This window comes from Faecalibacter bovis, assembly GCF_017948305.1.
Taxonomy (GTDB): Bacteria; Bacteroidota; Bacteroidia; order Flavobacteriales; family Weeksellaceae; genus Empedobacter; species Empedobacter bovis.
This window is the reverse complement of the sequence record NZ_CP072842.1, coordinates 1,526,531-1,545,137: the sequence shown is the minus strand read 5'-3', so window position 1 is coordinate 1,545,137 and position 18,607 is coordinate 1,526,531. Positions and strand designations below refer to the sequence as shown.

The window sequence follows — 18,607 nt, the reverse complement described above, 5'->3', positions numbered from 1 at the left end:
GTTAATTATTGTTATCATTTATAAATCATGACTAAAGTTCTAATTTAAAAAATATTAACAAACTCATTTACAATAATATATAGACTAAATAAATTATTTAAGATTTAGAAATAAATATCCATCTTAATGTATTTCATATAATTAATTGGAATATCAAACAAAAAAAAGCTTCCTAAAAGGAAGCTTTACTATTTAAAAGTTATAAATAACTATTTATTTCTTTTGAAGAATGAATCTACAAATTCCATTTTATTGAAGGCTTGTAAATCATTAATTCCTTCACCAACACCAATGTATTTTACAGGAATTTTAAACTGATCAGATATACCAATTACAACTCCACCTTTTGCTGTACCATCTAACTTTGTAACGGCTAAAGAAGAAACTTCTGTTGCTTGTGTAAATTGTTTTGCCTGCTCGAAAGCATTTTGACCAGTTGATCCATCTAACACCAACATTACTTCGTGTGGCGCATCTGGAATAACTTTTTGCATAACACGTTTAATTTTAGATAACTCGTTCATTAAGTTAATCTTGTTGTGTAAACGTCCTGCAGTATCAATTAAAACAACATCTGCATTTTGTGCAACTGCTGATTGGATTGTATCGTAAGCTACTGAAGCTGGATCAGATCCCATCGCTTGTTTTACAATTGGAACATCTGCACGCTCAGACCAAATTACTAACTGATCTACTGCCGCTGCACGGAAAGTATCTGCCGCACCTAAAACTACTTTTAAACCTTGTGATTTAAATTGAGAAGCTAACTTTCCTATTGTTGTTGTTTTTCCAACTCCATTTACACCAACCACCATAATAACATAGGGTACGTCTTTTTTAGGAATTGCAAAACCATTTGTGTCTTCTACGTTATTTTCTGAAAGTAATCCAGCAATTTCTTCACGTAAAATATTATCCAATTCTGAAGTCGAAACATATTTGTCACGTGCTACACGTTCCTCAATTCGACGAATAATCTTAATAGTAGTTTCTACTCCAACATCAGAAGAAATTAAAACTTCCTCTAAATCATCTAAAACCTCATCGTCTACTTTAGATTTCCCTACAACAGCGCGAGATATTTTATCGAAGAAAGATGTACTTGTTTTTTCTAAACCTTCATCTAACTTCTCTTTGCTTTCTTTACCTAATATTTTTTTGAACCAACTCATTAAAAGTTAATTTATCTTAAAAATTCTGTACGAAGATACAATAAATTAGCACAATAAAAAAAGCTGCTCTACATGTAGAACAGCTTTAAATTATATTGTAAGTAATGCCAAAAGGATTATTTCGCTAAGAAAGAATCTGCTTCGTCAGCGTTTACTACTTTTTCAACAAATACGTAAGCTCCAGTTTTAGGAGATTTTTGCATTTTAATAACTTTAGTCATTTTCTTTGACCCAGTTTGTAATGTTGCTACGGTTTTCTTTGCCATCGTCTAAAGTTTTATTATTTAATCTCTTTGTGAACTGTATACTTCTTTAATACTGGATTGAATTTTTTTAATTCAATACGATCTGGAGTATTTTTTTTATTTTTTGTAGTGATGTAGCGAGACATTCCTGGCATACCACTTTCTTTATGCTCTGTACACTCTAAAATAACTTGTACTCTGTTTCCTTTTTTAGCCATCGTGTCTTAAATTATTTGATTAAACCTTCTTTACGTGCACGTCTAACAGCCTCATCAACACCTAATTTGTTGATAGTTTTTAAACCGTGTGCAGAAACTTTTAAAGTAATCCACTCACCAGCTTCTGGCATAAAAAATTTCTTTGAGAATAAGTTTACCTCAAATGTGCGCTTTGTTTTATTGTTAGCGTGAGAAACATTGTTTCCTACTAATCTTTTCTTACCTGTAATTTGACAAACTTTTGACATTTCTTTATTGTCTTATTATTTATAAACGGAGTGCAAAGTAACAAATAATAAATTACTTATACAACCCAAAAGGTTATTATTTCTTTATTTTTTTCACATTCTTTTTGTACAGCAAGCTCTGAGCGAAAGTATAAGCCAAGATAATTCCCATTACCAGTAAAGCTATTCTCGCTAAGTAATCACCGTACTTTGAATAAAACGTTAACTCACTATTCATCAAGACTGTACCATTTAAGGCACCCTGCTCTCCGTATGGTAACGATTTCATGATATCTCCTCGCTGATTCACGAAAGCCGAAACGCCAGAGTTGGCAGATCTAACAATAGCGCGTCTATTTTCAATGGCTCTTAAATTACCATATAATAGTAATTGGCGATGTCCATCGGTGTAGCCCCACCAAGAATCATTGGTCATCGTGAATAAAACATTCGCACCCGCTCTCACATATTCTGTCACATAGTCTCCGAAAATCGATTCGTAACATATAATCGGAGCAACAGAAGCGTCGTTTGTTTTATTATTGAAAACAGAACGATTAGGTTGTACACCTAATGTTTTTGTTGTGCCGCCAAAGTTAAGCATAAATTCTCCAATAATTGGCATTAAAATACTTCGATATGGAAAATTTTCTACTCCAACGACTAATTTTGATTTATGATAGATTGATATAGAATCATTAGAATTCACTTGTAGAGCTGAATTAAATGAATCGTACCACGTAATTCCATCTCGCATCACTGAAGCTGTTTCTGAAGCTAAAGTTGGTGATGGATAAATACGCATTACAGATGCTCCTGTTACAAAATTCAAATCTTTCTTTTGCCCTGTCCATTCTCTAATATCATTAATGATTAAATCATTATACATATTATCAAATATCAAAGACGAAGAACCTGGAATTGCTGTTTCTGGTGCAACAACAAATTGTGTTTCTGGTTTGATATTTTGTAATGCTAATCTTTTGATATCATCATAAATTTCTAATCCATCTTTTTCATACTTTTCTGTATATGGATCTAAATTTGGCTGAATAACTAATGCATGTAATGGCTCGCCTTTTTCTTCGTGCGTGACATACATGATGTAAGATATTCCAATTGGTATAACAATCATCGGAATTACATAAACTCCTAGTTTGTTAACGTATTTGAAATCCTTCTTGTTTATATAGGCGGTGATATAATAAAACGCAATGATATTTACTAACCAAATCCAAAGCGTTCCACCAAAAGTACCTGTAAATTCATACCATTGTACCCATTCGTAAAATTTAGCAAAACCGTTTCCTAAATTAAACCAAGGCCAAGCCAATTCCCAATTTAGATGCATTTTCTCGAAAGACATCCAAACGGCAGGAAGAAAAACTAAGCCATATAAGTTACCAGCTTTTTTCTTCACGAAATGATACAACTGAAAACAAATTGACATCAATAATGAGTTCGCTAAAACTGGTCCTATATAAGAAACCCACGAATTTTGAAATTCTCCATTCGCATCTATTTGTTGTGCAAAGTGCAACCACCAAATTACAATTGCGTTCCAGATTAGGAATGTTAGGTAAGATAACCCAAACACTTTCATCCATTTCTTTTTGTATTGTGCGCGTTGTGTTATCTGATGTTCAGCTAACATTAAGGGAACAAAACCAAAGAATAATAACAGAGGAAAACCATGTGATGGCCATCCACCGGCTAATAATAATCCTGAAGCAATTGCGTAAGCAATATATTTTTTCATGCTACAAATTTATAATATCATCAATTAGTATTTGATGATTTTTATTCTGATAAAATTATTTAATCACAAATGTGTTGATATAATAATTAGAATCAACAACGATTTCAAAAGAATTTTTAAAATTTGAATTCTTTAATTCTTTCCAATCTTTTGTCGGATACAACGTTATATCACTATTTTCTAATCGCAAAGGCATATTAAAACCATCAACTGTATTGTAATACCTATATAAAAATAAGTTACCTTCTTGTTTAATTTCTAAAACAGGAACATCTTTCGTTCTTAAATACTGATTAAAAAAAGCTGTTAAATCTAATCCAGATTCTTTCGAAATATAATCTTCAATCTGTTTTGTTGTTACGGACTGATGATAAAACTCTTTATTCATACCTCGTAAAATCTGACGGAATTTCTCATCGTTATTTAACCAAGTTCTAAATGTATGAATGATGTTAGCTCCTTTATTATAAATATCGCCAGGGCCTTCTTGGTTTACGCCATAAACCCCAATCAAAGGTTTCTCATTTGCAATCGAAGCACGAGTACCTTTTACATAATCACTTCCAGCTTGTTTCCCAAAAAGGTGTTCGGTATGCAAAGCTTCGGAATAAGATGTAAATCCTTCGTGAATCCACATATCTGCTACATCTTTATGCGAAATATTATTACCAAACCATTCGTGACCAGCTTCGTGAATAATGATAAAATCCCATTTTAATCCCCAACCAGTTCCTGATAAATCTCGTCCTAAATATCCGTTCAAATATTTATTTCCGTAAGCGATTCCTGATTGGTGTTCCATTCCTAAATGTGGACTTTCAATCATCTTGAAAGAATCTTCGTAAAATGGATATGGACCGAACCAATATTCAAAACTGTCTAACATTTGTTTCGCTTGCTCGAACTGAGATTTAGCTTTACTAAGATTGTAGTCAATTACATAATAATCAAGATCTAATTTTCCTTTTTCACCAGTATATGAATCTTTAAAATTGACATATTTACCGATGTAAGGAATAATATTATAGTTGTTGATTGGATTAGTAACCTTCCAAAGGTAAGCTGTTTTATTACCAACTTTTTTCTGACTTACTAAGCGACCGTTCCCCACTCCTACCAAATCATTCGGAACAATTATTTCTAACTCTGCTCCAAAATCTGGTTCATCTGCACCATAATCTTTGTTCGGAAACCAAACACTAGCTCCTAAACCTTGACAAGCAACAGACATCCATTCACGTCCTTGCTCATCTTTTACAAAAATCCATCCACCATCCCAAGGTGCATTTTGTGCAACTCTAGGATTACCTTCATATATTAATTCTAATTGATTGTCTTTCTTTTTTAAAGATTTACCCGCATCAATAAAATATACATTTCCTTCTCGTTTTAAATCTTTGATTTTTTTACCATTAATTTTAGCCGAGGAGATTTGCATAGGCTCTTGTAAATCAATTTGCATTAAATCAGATTTACGATCAGCAATAACATCAAAAGAAATTATCGTATTTCCTTTAATCGTTTTCGTTTTAAATTCAGGTTCAACTGAAACTTTATAATGCTTTACGTCCCACCAATTTCTATATTCAGTATTAGAACCTCTTAAAGTATCTTGTCGCGTAAATTCTTGTTTATGATTTAAAATCTGAGCTTGTGATTGAATTGACAATAAACCCAGAACAAGGAGCAATTTCTTCATGATAATTTTTAAAACTTATCAAAAATAAGATTATATATTTGATATTAAGCTATAAATAAACATGATTACAACAGAGTTTAAAGAAAGAATTCAGTACCTAAATAAAAACAAATTAGTTATTGAAGCTTTGTATGAAATAATGGATCAATTTAATCTAAAACATTCTTCATTTACTGGATTTGAATTTAGAGACGAAATCAATCCAAAAGGTTTATTATTAACAGCAGAAGGTTCTGAATCGACAGGAATTAAAATAAAAGTTCCTAAAAATATTTTAGATTTTGATTTAGCATTAGTTGCGAATTTATTGATGCACGAAATGTATCATGTATATCAGCGATCAGGAAAAGAACAAATCGAAGTGCGAGATGAACGCGAATGGCAAGCTTATCATGAAATGATTTTCCACGAGAAATTTCCTCAGATTCCAGTTTTGAGTAATTTTTATATCAAGCAATTCGGTACAAAAGCAATAACTTATTATGACCGCATGTCCGATGATTTAAAATCGAAATATCAACATCAAAAAGAAAATATTGAGCAACTTTTAAAGGAAATTGAAAACAAAGAAATTACAAAAGATGTAAAAAACGATGCTACAATTTCTTGGCAAGATTTTGAGAAAATTGATATGCGTGTCGGTACAATTATAAAAGTGGAAGATTTTCCTGAAGCTCGAAATCCAGCTTACCAATTAACAATAGATTTTGGACCATTAGGTTTAAAAAAGAGTTCGGCACAAATTACTTCACTTTACACCAAAGAAGAATTAATCAATCAACAAATCATCGCGGTGGTTAATTTCCCACCCAAACAAATCGGAAAATTTATGAGCGAATGTTTGGTAATGGGTGTTTATGGTAATGACAAAGATGTAATTCTTTTAAACCCTCAACGTAAAGTAGAAAATGGTTGGAAGATTGGATAAACTTTCAAAAACACACCTTGTCAGTTATATCGTAAAAGCTGACTATTTAGCAACGAATTATTTAAGAAAATTATAGTTTTATGACAAGATGACATTTGATATTTATCTCATGTCATTTTTTTTGCCTTGGCACAAAGATTGTCTATATAGACACGAATTGTGCATACAATCATATAAAAGTAACTATCAAATTTAATTAAAGAAATAAAAAAATAATATGAGCAAAATTATTGGAATTGACTTAGGAACAACGAACTCTTGTGTATCTGTAATGGAAGGTAGCGAGCCAGTAGTTATCCCTAATGCAGAAGGTAAAAGAACTACTCCATCTATCGTAGCTTTCGTTGAAGGAGGTGAAAGAAAAGTTGGAGATTCAGCTAAACGTCAAGCAGTAACTAACCCTACAAAAACTATTTACTCTGTAAAACGTTTTATGGGTGCTAAATATGACGCTTCAGATGCAGAAGCAATGCCATATAAAGTAGTAAAAGGAGACAATGATACACCTCGTGTTGAAATCGATGGTCGTTTATACACTCCACAAGAAATCTCAGCAATGACATTACAAAAAATGAAAAAAACTGCTGAAGATTATTTAGGTCAAGAAGTAACAAGAGCCGTAATTACAGTTCCTGCTTACTTTAATGACGCACAACGTCAAGCAACTAAAGAAGCTGGTGAAATTGCAGGTTTAAAAGTTGAGCGTATCATCAATGAGCCAACTGCTGCTGCATTAGCATACGGATTAGATAAAGCTGATTCTGACAAAAAAATCGCAGTTTACGATTTAGGAGGAGGAACATTCGATATCTCTATCTTAGAATTAGGTGATGGTGTATTTGAAGTATTAGCAACTAACGGAGATACTCGTTTAGGAGGTGATGACTTTGATGATGCTATTATTGATTGGTTAGCTGACGAATTTAAAGCTGCTGAAAACGTAGATTTAAAGAAAGATCCTATGGCTTTACAACGTTTACGTGAGGCTGCTGAAAAAGCTAAAATTGAGTTATCTTCTTCTGCACAAACAGAAATTAACTTACCATATATTACAGCAAACGAAACAGGACCAAAACACTTAGTTCAGTCTTTATCTCGTGCAAAATTTGATCAATTAACTGCTGATTTAGTACGTCGTTCTATGGAACCATGTAAAAAAGCGTTAAGCGATGCTGGTTTATCAATTTCTGATATCGATGAAGTTATCTTAGTTGGTGGATCTACTCGTATCCCAAAAATCCAAGAAGAAGTAGAAAGTTTCTTCGGTAAAAAACCTTCTAAAGGTGTTAACCCAGACGAGGTTGTTGCTGTAGGAGCTGCTATCCAAGGAGGTGTATTAACAGGTGATGTAAAAGACGTATTATTATTAGACGTTACACCATTATCTTTAGGTATCGAAACTTTAGGTGGAGTTTTCACTAAATTAATCGAAGCTAATACAACTATCCCAACTAAAAAGTCTGAGGTTTTCTCTACAGCTGTAGATAATCAACCAGCAGTAACTTTAAGAATTGGTCAAGGAGAGCGTCCATTATTCAACGATAACAAAGAAATCGGACGTTTCGACTTAGTTGATATCCCACCAGCACAAAGAGGTGTTCCACAAATCGAGGTTACATTTGATATTGATGCGAATGGTATCTTAAATGTATCTGCTAAAGATAAAGGAACTGGAAAAGAGCAATCGATCAAAATCGAAGCATCTTCAGGTTTGTCTGACGCTGACATCGAAAGAATGAAAAAAGAAGCTCAGGAAAATGCTGCAAAAGACGAAGAAGCTAAAAATAAAATTGAGAAAATCAATGCTGCTGACTCTTTAATTTTCCAAACTGAAAAACAATTATCTGAGTACGGAGATAAAATTCCAGCTGAGAAAAAACAACCAATCGAAGAAGCATTAACTGAAGTTAAAGCTGCTCACCAAGCACAAGACGTTGCTGCTATTGACGCATCAATGGAAAAATTAAACAACGCTTGGAATGCTGCATCTGAAGAAATGTACGCTGCTATGAACCAAGGGCAACAAGGTGGTGCACAAGCACAACCTGGAGCTGACGCGAAAGCAGATGGTGTTGAAGATGTAGACTTCGAAGAAGTTAAATAATTAGATACATTCTTTTAAATATTATAAAAGCTGTCCAAATTTGGGCAGCTTTTTTTTGTATCGTTTAATTTCTTATTTTTAAGCAATTAAACACTACTAATGAAATTTAAAGCGCTCTTTTTTCTAATCTTATCGTTCTATACATTTGGGCAAAACTTTGACTACAAATCAAATTTTGATTCAATAAATTCAAACATCGCGAAAAAAAATTATGATAATGCCAATCGTTTTATACAACAAACAAAATCGATTGCTTTAAAAGAAAATAAACAACCTGAGTATTTATTAGCTTTTTTTAGAGAAATACATCTCTTAAGATTTAAACAAACTAATCAAGAATTCTTTATCAACAAGGTTTCTGAAACTTTAAACAACGAAATAAAAAAAGCTAATAAAATAGAAAAAGCTATACTTCATCAGTATTATGCAAATTTCTTATTTGATAGAATATATAGTAAACCAATTAAAGAAAATGATCAATCCAATTCGTATACGGATTGGTCAACCGTAAAAAAAATAAAATATATTGATTCGCTGCTGGTAGAATCTATCAAAGATTATAAAACTTTACAAAAAGAACCATCTGAAAAATGGAAGCTGCTTTTTACATCAAATGCTATCGATCAACCTCAACTTGAGGATGTAAAAACAAGTTTTGCTCACTACAATTCATTTACGATTGCTCCAACTTTGTTTCATATTTTGGGTAATATGTATTTAAATGGAATTGACAATCTTTATTCTAATAATATAAATGATGTAGAAAAAAGAAATCAAATCATCAACCATCGCATTACTACTATACAAAATGAACTTGAAATAATTAACCAAAAATCCCCTGAAGCCAAAGCGTATCAATATTATACGAATTTTGGACGAAAAAGAGATGAACTAAATTTTGATGACTTAATTCAAAATCTAAAGAAAATTCCAGCTGATTTTAATGCTCAGATTCTATATCGTACGATTAATAATATCAATTATACGTACAATTATAATCGTGATAAAATTCCAACTGCAATTAAGCAGCTTAATCAAGCAATAGAATTATATCCAAATACAATTTGGACTAAGAATTTAATCGAACTTAAAAAGAAAATTAGCAAACCATCTTTCAATCTTGATTTCCCAACCTCATATACTAAGAATGAATATATTCCTATCACAATTACTTCCGTAAAAACAGATCAACTTTACATCAGAATTTATAAAAACAGTCATCCTTTTGATAAAAAACAAGTTAATTTTTCATACGATACAATAGCTAATCGCTATGAAACTGATGCAAAATTGGTGTATGAAGAAAAGATCAAATTAAAACATTTTGAAGACTATTTAGATCATTCGACTTTATATAAAATTAATCCTTTGGAAGCTGGCGAATATTTTATCGTTGCTAGTAATCATCCTGACTTTGTAAATGATGATGAGACTAAAATTGTAAAAAGTTCAACGATTACTATTTCAGATTGGATTGTAAAAATGTTTGAAATTGATGAAACGAATAATGGTTACAAATACAAAGCTCAAATCATAAATCGAAACACAGGATTACCTTTATTAAATACTAGAATCCAACTCTATAATGATGGCGAGAAAAAGGATTATGATAAAATTAAATCATTAACGACCAATGAAGCGGGAGAATTTTTCTATCAATCAAACGATAATAGCGACAAATATGAGGATTTAGATTATTTGTACTTATATATTCCGAGTTCAAAAGAATTTATTGAATTAATGAATTTGGATGTTGATAATTATAACTACAATTTAGAAAACAATGCTTCTAAAATAAAAAACGCTGTGATATTAACCGATCGAGCGATTTATCGACCAAATCAAGAAGTATTTTTTAAAGCAATTGTATACGAAAAGAATCAAAAAACTGGTAATGTATTAGCTGGTATCGAATTGAAATCAATCTTATTTGATGCCAATCATCAAAAAATTGATAGTATAATTCTTAAAACAAATGAATTTGGTTCTATTAACGGAAAATTCAAGTTACCAGAAGAAACTTTAAATGGAAACTTTAGAATTTCAGTTTTTCATAAAAAAGAAAACATCGGGTATCAATATTTCCAAGTTGAAGAATACAAACGCCCGACTTTTAGAGTGAAATTGAATCAACCCAAAGAAAATTATCAATTGGGTGACACTGCTATTTTTAAAGGTTTTGTAGAATCACTTTCTGGTGCGAGATTAACTAATGTAAAAATTGAGTATGAAATAAAAAGTTCTTTAAGCAACATTAATTTTACCGATCATACCACTACAGATGAAAATGGTGAATTTACAATTACTCAAAAATTAGTAGGAAACCAAAAGTATAACGATCTAAATTTTTACATCAAAGCGATTAATGAAACTGGCGAATCTCAAATCACTTCGTTAAAATATTATTTCAGCGAAAATCCATACCAAATTAACCTTGCTCCAAGTAAATATTACATCAATAAAGATTGGAAAGATATTAACATCAACACTGAGAATTTGAATAAACAATTTACTCCATTAAAGGGACAAATTACAATTTATCAAATTCCTGAACCTGCTGGAATTTATGGAGAACATGAATACGATTTTGATTCGGATTATCATATTTTATCATCAGAAGCAAAGCATAAATATTTCGGGAAATATAATTTAAATGATGAAAATTTAGAGGAAGAAAAACGTTATTGGAAAAATTATAAAATTGTTCAAACCTCATCTTTTGATACTAACGAAAAGAAATTTGTAACTGTCAATCAACCTGAAAAATTATCTAAAGGAAAATATTTAGTTGAAGCAATTTCTATTATAAAAAATGATACAATTAGCGATTTTAAGGTTGTACATATTGCCGAAGATGAATCTTATCGTACGTCATCTAAAGAATTTTTAACCGTTAAATTTTCTAAAAATGATTATAACGTTGGAGATGAATTTAAGTTAGAATTTGAGACCGATTTTAAAGAAAAATCGAATATCTTCTTGTATTTGCAAGAAGAAAATAAATTCATAAAAACTATTGCACTTCCTTTCAAAAATGGTAAAGCAATTTATACAACAAAAATTACAAAGGAACTTGTAAATAATAATTTCAAAATAGATTATTTATTCATCAAAAACAACCAATACAAATCGGGAAATTTAAAAATTCCGATGCAAGTTGCTACGAAAGAACTTGAAATTAAAACAGCAGTTTTTAGAGATAAAATTCAACCCGGAAATCAAGAAACTTGGTCTTTAAAAATTGTTAATCCAAATCAGAAAAATGCAGATGCAGAAGTATTAGCTTCTATGTACGATGCCTCTTTGGATCAATTTAGAAATCATTCATTTTATAAAATCAATTGGAATCGTTGGGCTCAATATCCTTTCCAAGTAAATAATTTTATGACTGATTTATATGACACAAGTAACCTGATTTCAAAATACAAATCAAAATCTTACATTCCTTTACAATTTAATTATCCAGAATTTAAATGGGTAACTTATGAACCATTTCAAGAATTTGGAACAAATTACGATGTTGTAAAACAATCTATTTCTGTTGGTGCAAATACAAAATATGAAGAAAATTTTGAAACTTCAGTTGATCAAATGTTATCAGGTAAAGTTCCTGGAATTGATTTATCAGAAGTTGTCGGTATGGGATATGCTGTTGGAGCAACAAATTCAGTTACCATCCGTGGTGTTTCTTCGATTACTGCCAAAAATCCTTTAATTGTTGTAGATGGCGTAATACAAGAAGATACATTTGATGTATCTAAACTAAATATCACTTCCACAACTTTATTAAAAGATCAATCTGCGACTGCATTATATGGTAGCCGTGGAGCAAATGGTGTTATTGTAATTACAACTGACGGAAAAGCAAATTATAAAATTGATTTATCAACCGTAAAAACTCGAACTAACTTGCAAGAAACCGCTTTCTTCTATCCTACTTTACGTACAGATAAAGCTGGTTTAATTACGTTTGAATTTACTTCTCCTGAAGCGTTGTCCGAATGGAAATTATTAGTTTTTGCACATGACAAAGAATTAAATTCTGGAGTTGGAACTTTTACTACAAAAACGCAAAAAGATTTGATGGTTTCTCCGCATTTGCCTCGATTTTTAAGATCAGGCGACGAGATGGTTATTTCTGCACAAATTCAGAACATTAGCGAAAATGATATTAGTGGTTTAGCTAAAATAGAATTGATCAATCCACAAACAAATGAAGTTATTAACAATTTGTTCAATATTGTGAATAACAAAAAAACATTTGATACAAAATCAAAACAAAATTCTTTGATTGAATGGTCAATTAAAGTTCCTGATAATTTGGAGGATGTTATAATAAAAATTGTTGTGGGAAATAATCAATTTTCTGATGGTGAACAACAAGTTTTACCAATTCTTCCGAATAAAATCGAAATTTCAGAAGCGAATTCCTTCGTGGTTTTGCCAAACGAAGAGAAAGAAATTACGATCAATAATCAGAAAAATAATTTCAAACAAATTAAAATTGATATTGAATCAAATCAGTTGGTACAAGTTTTATCAATTCTTAACAATTTAGCTTTTTATCCTTACGAATGTACAGAGCAAACTACAAGTAAATGGTATGCTTATAAATTGTTAGAACAAATAAAAGCAACGCATCCAGAAGTTGTTACTTATTTACAAGAATTGTTGAAAACTGAAAAAATTGAAACATCATTTGATAATGAAATCAATAAAATAAAATCAAATTGGGTAAATAAAGCGAATTCTCAAAAAGAACAATTAATTCAGATTGCGAAACTATTTGAAGGAAAAAACATTTCGAAAGAAATTAAATCATTGGAAAGTAAAATTGTTAGTAGTCAATTAAAAGATGGAAGTTTCCCTTGGTTTGAAGGTGGTAAAACGAATCACGAAATCACGAAACAAATTTTAATTTACATGGGTCGAATGATTAAAAGTCAACCGAACGAAGTTTCAGATGGATTAAAAAACAGTTTCCAAAAAGGTGTAGAATATTTGATTCAATATAATTTAGATTTACAAAAATCAACAGAAAAAATTAAAAATATTAATCTTTCAAATTATATTGATCTGATTTATATCTATCAATTCAATCCTATTGAAAATCCTAAAATTGCAGAGGTTAAAAAATTATATCAAAAACAATATAATAACATTGAAACTGAAGTTGCTAAAAGTAATTTATCGTTACGAGCAAAAGCAGCAATCGTTACAAAATTTTTAGGTTCTGAAGTGTATGCGAAAAACATTCTTAAAAGTTTGGATGATGAAATGATTGTTGAAAAAGAAAATGGTTCTTATTGGAACGATCCACAACATTATTTTTTAGAAACTCCACTTTCTACACAAGCTGTTTTGGTAGAAGCTTTCTTAGCAAACGGAAAAGAAACACAGAATTTGGTGCAATGGATGTTGTTAAAGCACAAACAGAATGCATGGAACAATACTTTAAGTAACAATTATACCGTTTCAAGTTTATTAAACACTTTAAAATCTGATCAAAAAACTGAACCAAAAGTTGAAATTAAAGGTTTGGAAAACTTAGAAACAACTAAAGTTTTTGGACAAGAAATACTTCAATCAAAAAATATCAACCAAATTCCGGATTCATTCAAAGTAAAAAATAATCAAACGTTCAATTTGTATGGAACTGTTATTACAACACATCAAGTACCTTTTGAAGATGTAAAATCGCATCAAAGTAAATTAAGAATCGAACGAGAGATTTTAATCAAAGAGAAAGAGGTTTGGGTTCCGTTAAATCGAGATATTCGATTAGGTGAAAATTTAAAAATTAAATTAACATTGATTTCAGAAGAAGATGTAAGTTATATTCATCTAAAAGACAATCGTGCAGCAGGATTCGAGCCTGTTTACAAACCCTCTGGATACAAATGGATTGGTGGTACACCACATTATTTTGAAACAAAAGATACTGAAACTAATTTCTTTATCGACTATTTACCAAAAGGATTTCACGTTTTTGAATATGAAGTAAAAGCAAATAATTTAGGCACATATAATGCTGGTATTTCCCAAGCAGAAAGCATGTATAACACAAGTTATAAAACGCATTCAAAAAGTTCTAAAATTACAATTGTAAAATAACTTAAGCGACTCAAGATAGAGTCGCTTATTTTTTACATAATTATTCGATTCATAATCAATACATTTAAAATATCATCTTGTAATACCATCTAAAATCGTTATTTTTGGATTGATTTTAGTATGAATACTAAAACTCAAAACCGTATTTATAAAACATATGAAAAAAATATTCTTAGCAGTTGCTATAATTACAACAATCGTAGCTTGTAAAAATGATAGTAAAGACGAAAAAGTAGTTGGAACAAATGAAGCAGGACAAGAATTAATTATTGATAAAAAAGGCGATACAATTGTAAAAGTAGATGCTGCTGACACTATTGCTAAACCTTTGGAAATAACTGAAAATACTGCAATTCAAAAAAATGAAGATAATACATTTGATTTCAGATATAATTTAGAAAAAGGTAAAACTTACCCGATTACTTTAGCTGTAAAATCTGTAAACACAGCAACTGATGGAACTAAAAGCATCAAGATGACAAACGAAAGTAAAAAAACTATTCAATATACAGTAAAAGATGTAAAAGATGGTATTTATACTTTAGAAGTTGTTTCTAAACAATACAGCGAAAAAATGACTGATCCGGAAGGAAAAACAATGTCTTATGATACAAATGGAGCTAAACCAACAAACAAAGACATTGCATTTTCTTGGAGTATTTACAAAGGAATGATTGGAAAACCTTATACCATGAAGGTGGATCAAAAAGGTAAAGTAATTTCTGTAACTGGATTAGAAAAAATTAGACAGCAAATTGAAGCTTCAGTTAAAAGTCAATTATCTGCTGAAGAGCAAAAATTTATCAGCGAAATGTTGAAAAATTCTTTAAACGATAAAGCTATTTCAGCTCAATTCGAAGAAACGATGAACATTTACCCTGACAAAAAATTAAAATTAAATGAATCTTGGTCTGATACTCAAAACATCAACGAAGGTGGACTGAAAGGTAATTCGAACTTAACTCGTACATTAACAAATGTGGATTCTAAGAACACAAAAATCGCTGTAAAAGGTGGTCAAAAATTAAGTGGATCAGATGCACAACAAGGTATGAAAATGAGTGTGAATATGGATGCAGATGTAACGGGTTCAATCGTGTTAGATACACAATCTGGTTGGATCAATAATGTAAGTTTAACTAAAAAAGAAACGTCGAAACGTACAATGGAAATGAATGGTCAAAAACAAACCATGACTGAAACTGCTATGACAACGACAACCGTAAATTAATAACATGAAAACTATAGTTTGGATCATAATTTTAGGTATTATTTTCCTTTTTGTTTTTCGCTTTGTTCGTAAAATTTTAATGATAAAAAAAGCATTTAAAGATGCGATCAATCAAAGTCAACAATTTGGTGGACAATATCAACAAAATAATACTTACGATACAGGAAACTCAAATCAAAGAAAATCCAATACACCTATTGAACAATCTAAATATAACATTGAGGCAGAAACTGTTGATTTCGAAATAATCGAAGAAAAGAATGAAAAATAATAAGAATTTACTCTACATCTTAGGCTCTTTAATTTTCTTTGCTCTTGTAGCATTGTTTTATTGTGCGCCTGTACTTTCAGGAAAAGCAATTATTCAACCCGACATTATCAACTATCGTGGTAGTGCCGAAGAAATGCTAACTTATCAAGAACAATCAAATGAACATGTGTATTGGTCGAATGCAATGTTTGGTGGTATGCCAACTTACCAAACGGGTGCGCAATACGATTTTGATTTAATCAAAGGCATTGACAAAGTCATTCGATTTTTACCAAGACCTGCAGATTATATTTTCTTATTATTTTCTGGATTTTTTATCCTTGGATTAACTTTGTTCAAGAAATGGAAATACGCTCTAACAGGATCAATTTTCTTTGCTGTAGGTGCATATTTCTTTATCATTATCGCTGCTGGACACAACGCCAAAGTGCATACCATTGCTTACTTTGCGCCTTTAGTGGCTGGTATTTTATTACTTTATAGAAAAAAATACATCGCTGGTTTTGTTTTAACTACCCTATTCATGGGATTACAGTTACAAGCGAACCATATCCAGATGACTTTTTATCTATTCTTAGCAATGATGATTTTTGCAATCGTACAATTTATTTATGATTTCAAAGCAAAAGAATTACCATCTTTTTTCAAGGCGTCTGGTTTAGTAGTTGTTGCAACAATTATTGCTTTGGGATTAAATGCATCACGATTATTAGCTACTTACGAATATTCGAAAGAAACTACGCGTGGAAAATCTGAAATGTCTTTATTAAAATCTAATACAGATGGTTTAGACCACGATTATATTACACAATGGAGTTATGGTAAATTAGAAACCTTAAACTTATTTATTCCAAACTTAATGGGTGGATCATCAATGAGTGCGGAAGACGATTTACAAAACTACTTTGGACAATTACAAACTACTGCGACTGCAGTTGGTGAAGACGAGTTTAATCAACAAGTTTTCCAAGCATTAGCACAACAACCTCGTTCTACATATTGGGGTGAACAACCAGGAACTTCTGGTCCTGCATACCAAGGAGCAATTGTCGTGTTTTTATTTATCCTTGGATTATTTTTAGTTCGTGGTAAATATGCTCAGTACAAATGGTGGTTATTAGGAGCTACAATTTTAAGTATTGTATTAGCTTGGGGTAAAAACTTACAATGGTTAACAGATTTATTTGTTGATTACTTCCCAATGTACGACAAATTCCGAGCTGTATCTTCTATCTTAGTAATTGCAGAATTCACAATGCCTTTACTTGCAATTATTACTTTATATTATTTTATAAAAGACGAAGAATCTGAAGCATTCAAGACAAAAACATTAACTTATGTAGGTGGAGCAACTGTTGCAATTTTAGCAATTTTATATGTTGGAGCTGGATCTATTTTCTCTTTCCAATCCTCATCAGATGCATACACAACAACAGAGTTTTTAAAATTAATTGGAGAAGCTAATCCAAATGCTATTGGTTTTTGGGAATCTATGTTAAGAGATTTAGATCAAGCTTTAATTCAGGATCGTATCGACATGTTCAAAGGTGATACAATCCGTACATTAATTTTCGTATTAGCTACAATTTGTTTATTATATGCATATCAAAAGAAATTCATTAAAAACTCAACTGTAATTGTTTTAGCAATCGGAGCGTTAGCTTTAATTGATGGTTTAACAGTAAACAAACGTTATTTTAATGATGATAATTTTGTTTCGGATTATATCGTAGAAAATCCATTCCCTACAGAATTGTCTGTTAAATTAGAATCTGAAGCTAATACAAATAACAACGTAGCTCAAATTGCATATAAAGTTCCAATGAATTTTGCTTTATCTGAATTAGCGAAACAAGATAAATCACAATACAGAGTTTACAATACAACTCAAAGTACATTTAACGAGGCCGGAACTTCTTTCTTTGTAAATTCTATTGGAGGATATCACGCGGCCAAATTAGGTAAATACCAAGATGTAATTGATTTATATTTCTCTGGAAATCCAGCAGCGAAGCAATACGGAATTAAAGACGAAAGCGGAATGATCAATGTATTAAACATGTTAAACACGAAATACATCGTTCATGGTTCTATGCAAGAACCAAAAATTGAAATGAATCCTACTGCTTTTGGTAATGCATGGTTTGTTGGTGATGTAAAAGTTGTTAATAACGCAAATGAAGAAATTTTAGCTTTAAACGATACATTTTTAGAAGATCAAGTTATCCTAAGAAATGAAGTAGTAAAAACGCTACCTAAAACTATTGCTCAAGATTCTACAGCTGTAATCAAATTAGAGTCGTATACACCAACTAAAATGGTTTACAAAGCTTCTACTAATACAGATCAAATTGCAGTTTTCTCAGAAATTTATTATCCACATGGATGGAAAGCTACAGTTGATGGTAAAGATGTTGAAATTTTAAAAGCAAATTATATTTTACGCGCTTTACCAATTTCCAAAGGAAATCACGAAATTGTATTTACATACGAACCTCAAGTAATTGAAACTGGAAAAACAGTCATGATTGCATCTAATATAATCCTGATCGCTGTTATTTTGGGTGGAATTTTCTTAGGTTATAAGAATTGTAAAAAAGAAAATGATAATTTCAAAAACGAGGACAAATAAGTTGCTT

The 18,607-nt window shown here is 31.0% G+C and carries 12 protein-coding genes; 6 read left to right on the top strand and 6 right to left on the bottom strand.

Annotated features, from left to right (window positions below; all coding sequences use genetic code 11):
• Positions 1–209: 209 nt before the first annotated feature.
• The 6 genes from ftsY to J9309_RS07430 all read right to left on the bottom strand — a co-directional run bounded on the left by ftsY (position 210) and on the right by J9309_RS07430 (position 5,320).
• Positions 210–1,172: a signal recognition particle-docking protein FtsY gene (ftsY, locus tag J9309_RS07455; RefSeq protein WP_230475268.1), complete on the bottom strand. Its 963-nt coding sequence runs from the start codon at positions 1,170–1,172 to the stop codon at positions 210–212.
• 116 nt (positions 1,173–1,288) lie between these two features.
• Positions 1,289–1,438: a DUF4295 family protein gene (locus tag J9309_RS07450; RefSeq protein WP_230475267.1), complete on the bottom strand. Its 150-nt coding sequence runs from the start codon at positions 1,436–1,438 to the stop codon at positions 1,289–1,291.
• Positions 1,439–1,452: 14 nt separating this feature from the next.
• Complete coding sequence (rpmG, locus tag J9309_RS07445) at positions 1,453–1,635, bottom strand: 50S ribosomal protein L33 (RefSeq protein ID WP_084018523.1); 183 nt, start codon at positions 1,633–1,635, stop codon at positions 1,453–1,455.
• An 11-nt stretch (positions 1,636–1,646) separates the two neighbouring features.
• A complete protein-coding gene (gene rpmB / locus J9309_RS07440; protein ID WP_121933371.1) occupies positions 1,647–1,883 on the bottom strand; it encodes a 50S ribosomal protein L28 in 237 nt (78 codons plus the stop codon).
• A 76-nt stretch (positions 1,884–1,959) separates the two neighbouring features.
• A complete protein-coding gene (lnt, locus tag J9309_RS07435) occupies positions 1,960–3,621 on the bottom strand; it encodes an apolipoprotein N-acyltransferase (protein WP_230475266.1) in 1,662 nt (553 codons plus the stop codon).
• A gap of 55 nt (positions 3,622–3,676) precedes the next feature.
• The gene (locus tag J9309_RS07430) at positions 3,677–5,320 is read right to left on the bottom strand and encodes a M1 family metallopeptidase (protein WP_230475265.1); all 1,644 of its coding nucleotides are present in this window, start codon (positions 5,318–5,320) and stop codon (positions 3,677–3,679) included.
• A 601-nt stretch (positions 5,321–5,921) separates the two neighbouring features.
• Here J9309_RS07430 and J9309_RS07425 point away from each other — a divergent pair.
• From J9309_RS07425 to J9309_RS07400, 6 genes are all read left to right on the top strand, one after another.
• A complete protein-coding gene (locus J9309_RS07425) occupies positions 5,922–6,248 on the top strand; it encodes a tRNA-binding protein (protein ID WP_394369297.1) in 327 nt (108 codons plus the stop codon).
• Positions 6,249–6,465: 217 nt separating this feature from the next.
• Positions 6,466–8,352 carry a molecular chaperone DnaK gene (dnaK, locus tag J9309_RS07420; RefSeq protein WP_230475264.1) on the top strand — a complete coding sequence of 629 codons (1,887 nt, stop codon included), beginning with the start codon at positions 6,466–6,468 and terminating at the stop codon, positions 8,350–8,352.
• Positions 8,353–8,451: 99 nt separating this feature from the next.
• Complete coding sequence (locus J9309_RS07415; protein ID WP_230475263.1) at positions 8,452–14,466, top strand: alpha-2-macroglobulin family protein; 6,015 nt, start codon at positions 8,452–8,454, stop codon at positions 14,464–14,466.
• 157 nt (positions 14,467–14,623) lie between these two features.
• A complete protein-coding gene (locus J9309_RS07410) occupies positions 14,624–15,697 on the top strand; it encodes a DUF6263 family protein (RefSeq protein WP_230475262.1) in 1,074 nt (357 codons plus the stop codon).
• A 4-nt stretch (positions 15,698–15,701) separates the two neighbouring features.
• Entirely contained in the window at positions 15,702–15,968 is a 267-nt protein-coding gene (locus J9309_RS07405; protein WP_230475261.1) for a hypothetical protein, read from the top strand.
• Complete coding sequence (locus tag J9309_RS07400; RefSeq protein WP_230475260.1) at positions 15,958–18,600, top strand: YfhO family protein; 2,643 nt, start codon at positions 15,958–15,960, stop codon at positions 18,598–18,600. The genes J9309_RS07405 and J9309_RS07400 overlap by 11 nt, the downstream gene beginning before the upstream one ends.
• Positions 18,601–18,607: the final 7 nt, after the last annotated feature.

Bases quoted from the DNA above. Each gene is read 5' to 3' on its own strand.
- J9309_RS07405 (WP_230475261.1), top strand. From the start codon at position 15,702: ATGAAAACTATAGTTTGGATCATAATTTTAGGTATTATTTTCCTTTTT.
- J9309_RS07430 (WP_230475265.1), bottom strand. From the start codon at position 5,320: ATGAAGAAATTGCTCCTTGTTCTGGGTTTATTGTCAATTCAATCACAA.
- J9309_RS07400 (WP_230475260.1), top strand. From the start codon at position 15,958: ATGAAAAATAATAAGAATTTACTCTACATCTTAGGCTCTTTAATTTTC.
- J9309_RS07450 (WP_230475267.1), bottom strand. From the start codon at position 1,438: ATGGCAAAGAAAACCGTAGCAACATTACAAACTGGGTCAAAGAAAATG.
- dnaK (WP_230475264.1), top strand. From the start codon at position 6,466: ATGAGCAAAATTATTGGAATTGACTTAGGAACAACGAACTCTTGTGTA.
- rpmB (WP_121933371.1), bottom strand. From the start codon at position 1,883: ATGTCAAAAGTTTGTCAAATTACAGGTAAGAAAAGATTAGTAGGAAAC.
- ftsY (WP_230475268.1), bottom strand. From the start codon at position 1,172: ATGAGTTGGTTCAAAAAAATATTAGGTAAAGAAAGCAAAGAGAAGTTA.
- rpmG (WP_084018523.1), bottom strand. From the start codon at position 1,635: ATGGCTAAAAAAGGAAACAGAGTACAAGTTATTTTAGAGTGTACAGAG.
- lnt (WP_230475266.1), bottom strand. From the start codon at position 3,621: ATGAAAAAATATATTGCTTACGCAATTGCTTCAGGATTATTATTAGCC.
- J9309_RS07415 (WP_230475263.1), top strand. From the start codon at position 8,452: ATGAAATTTAAAGCGCTCTTTTTTCTAATCTTATCGTTCTATACATTT.
- J9309_RS07410 (WP_230475262.1), top strand. From the start codon at position 14,624: ATGAAAAAAATATTCTTAGCAGTTGCTATAATTACAACAATCGTAGCT.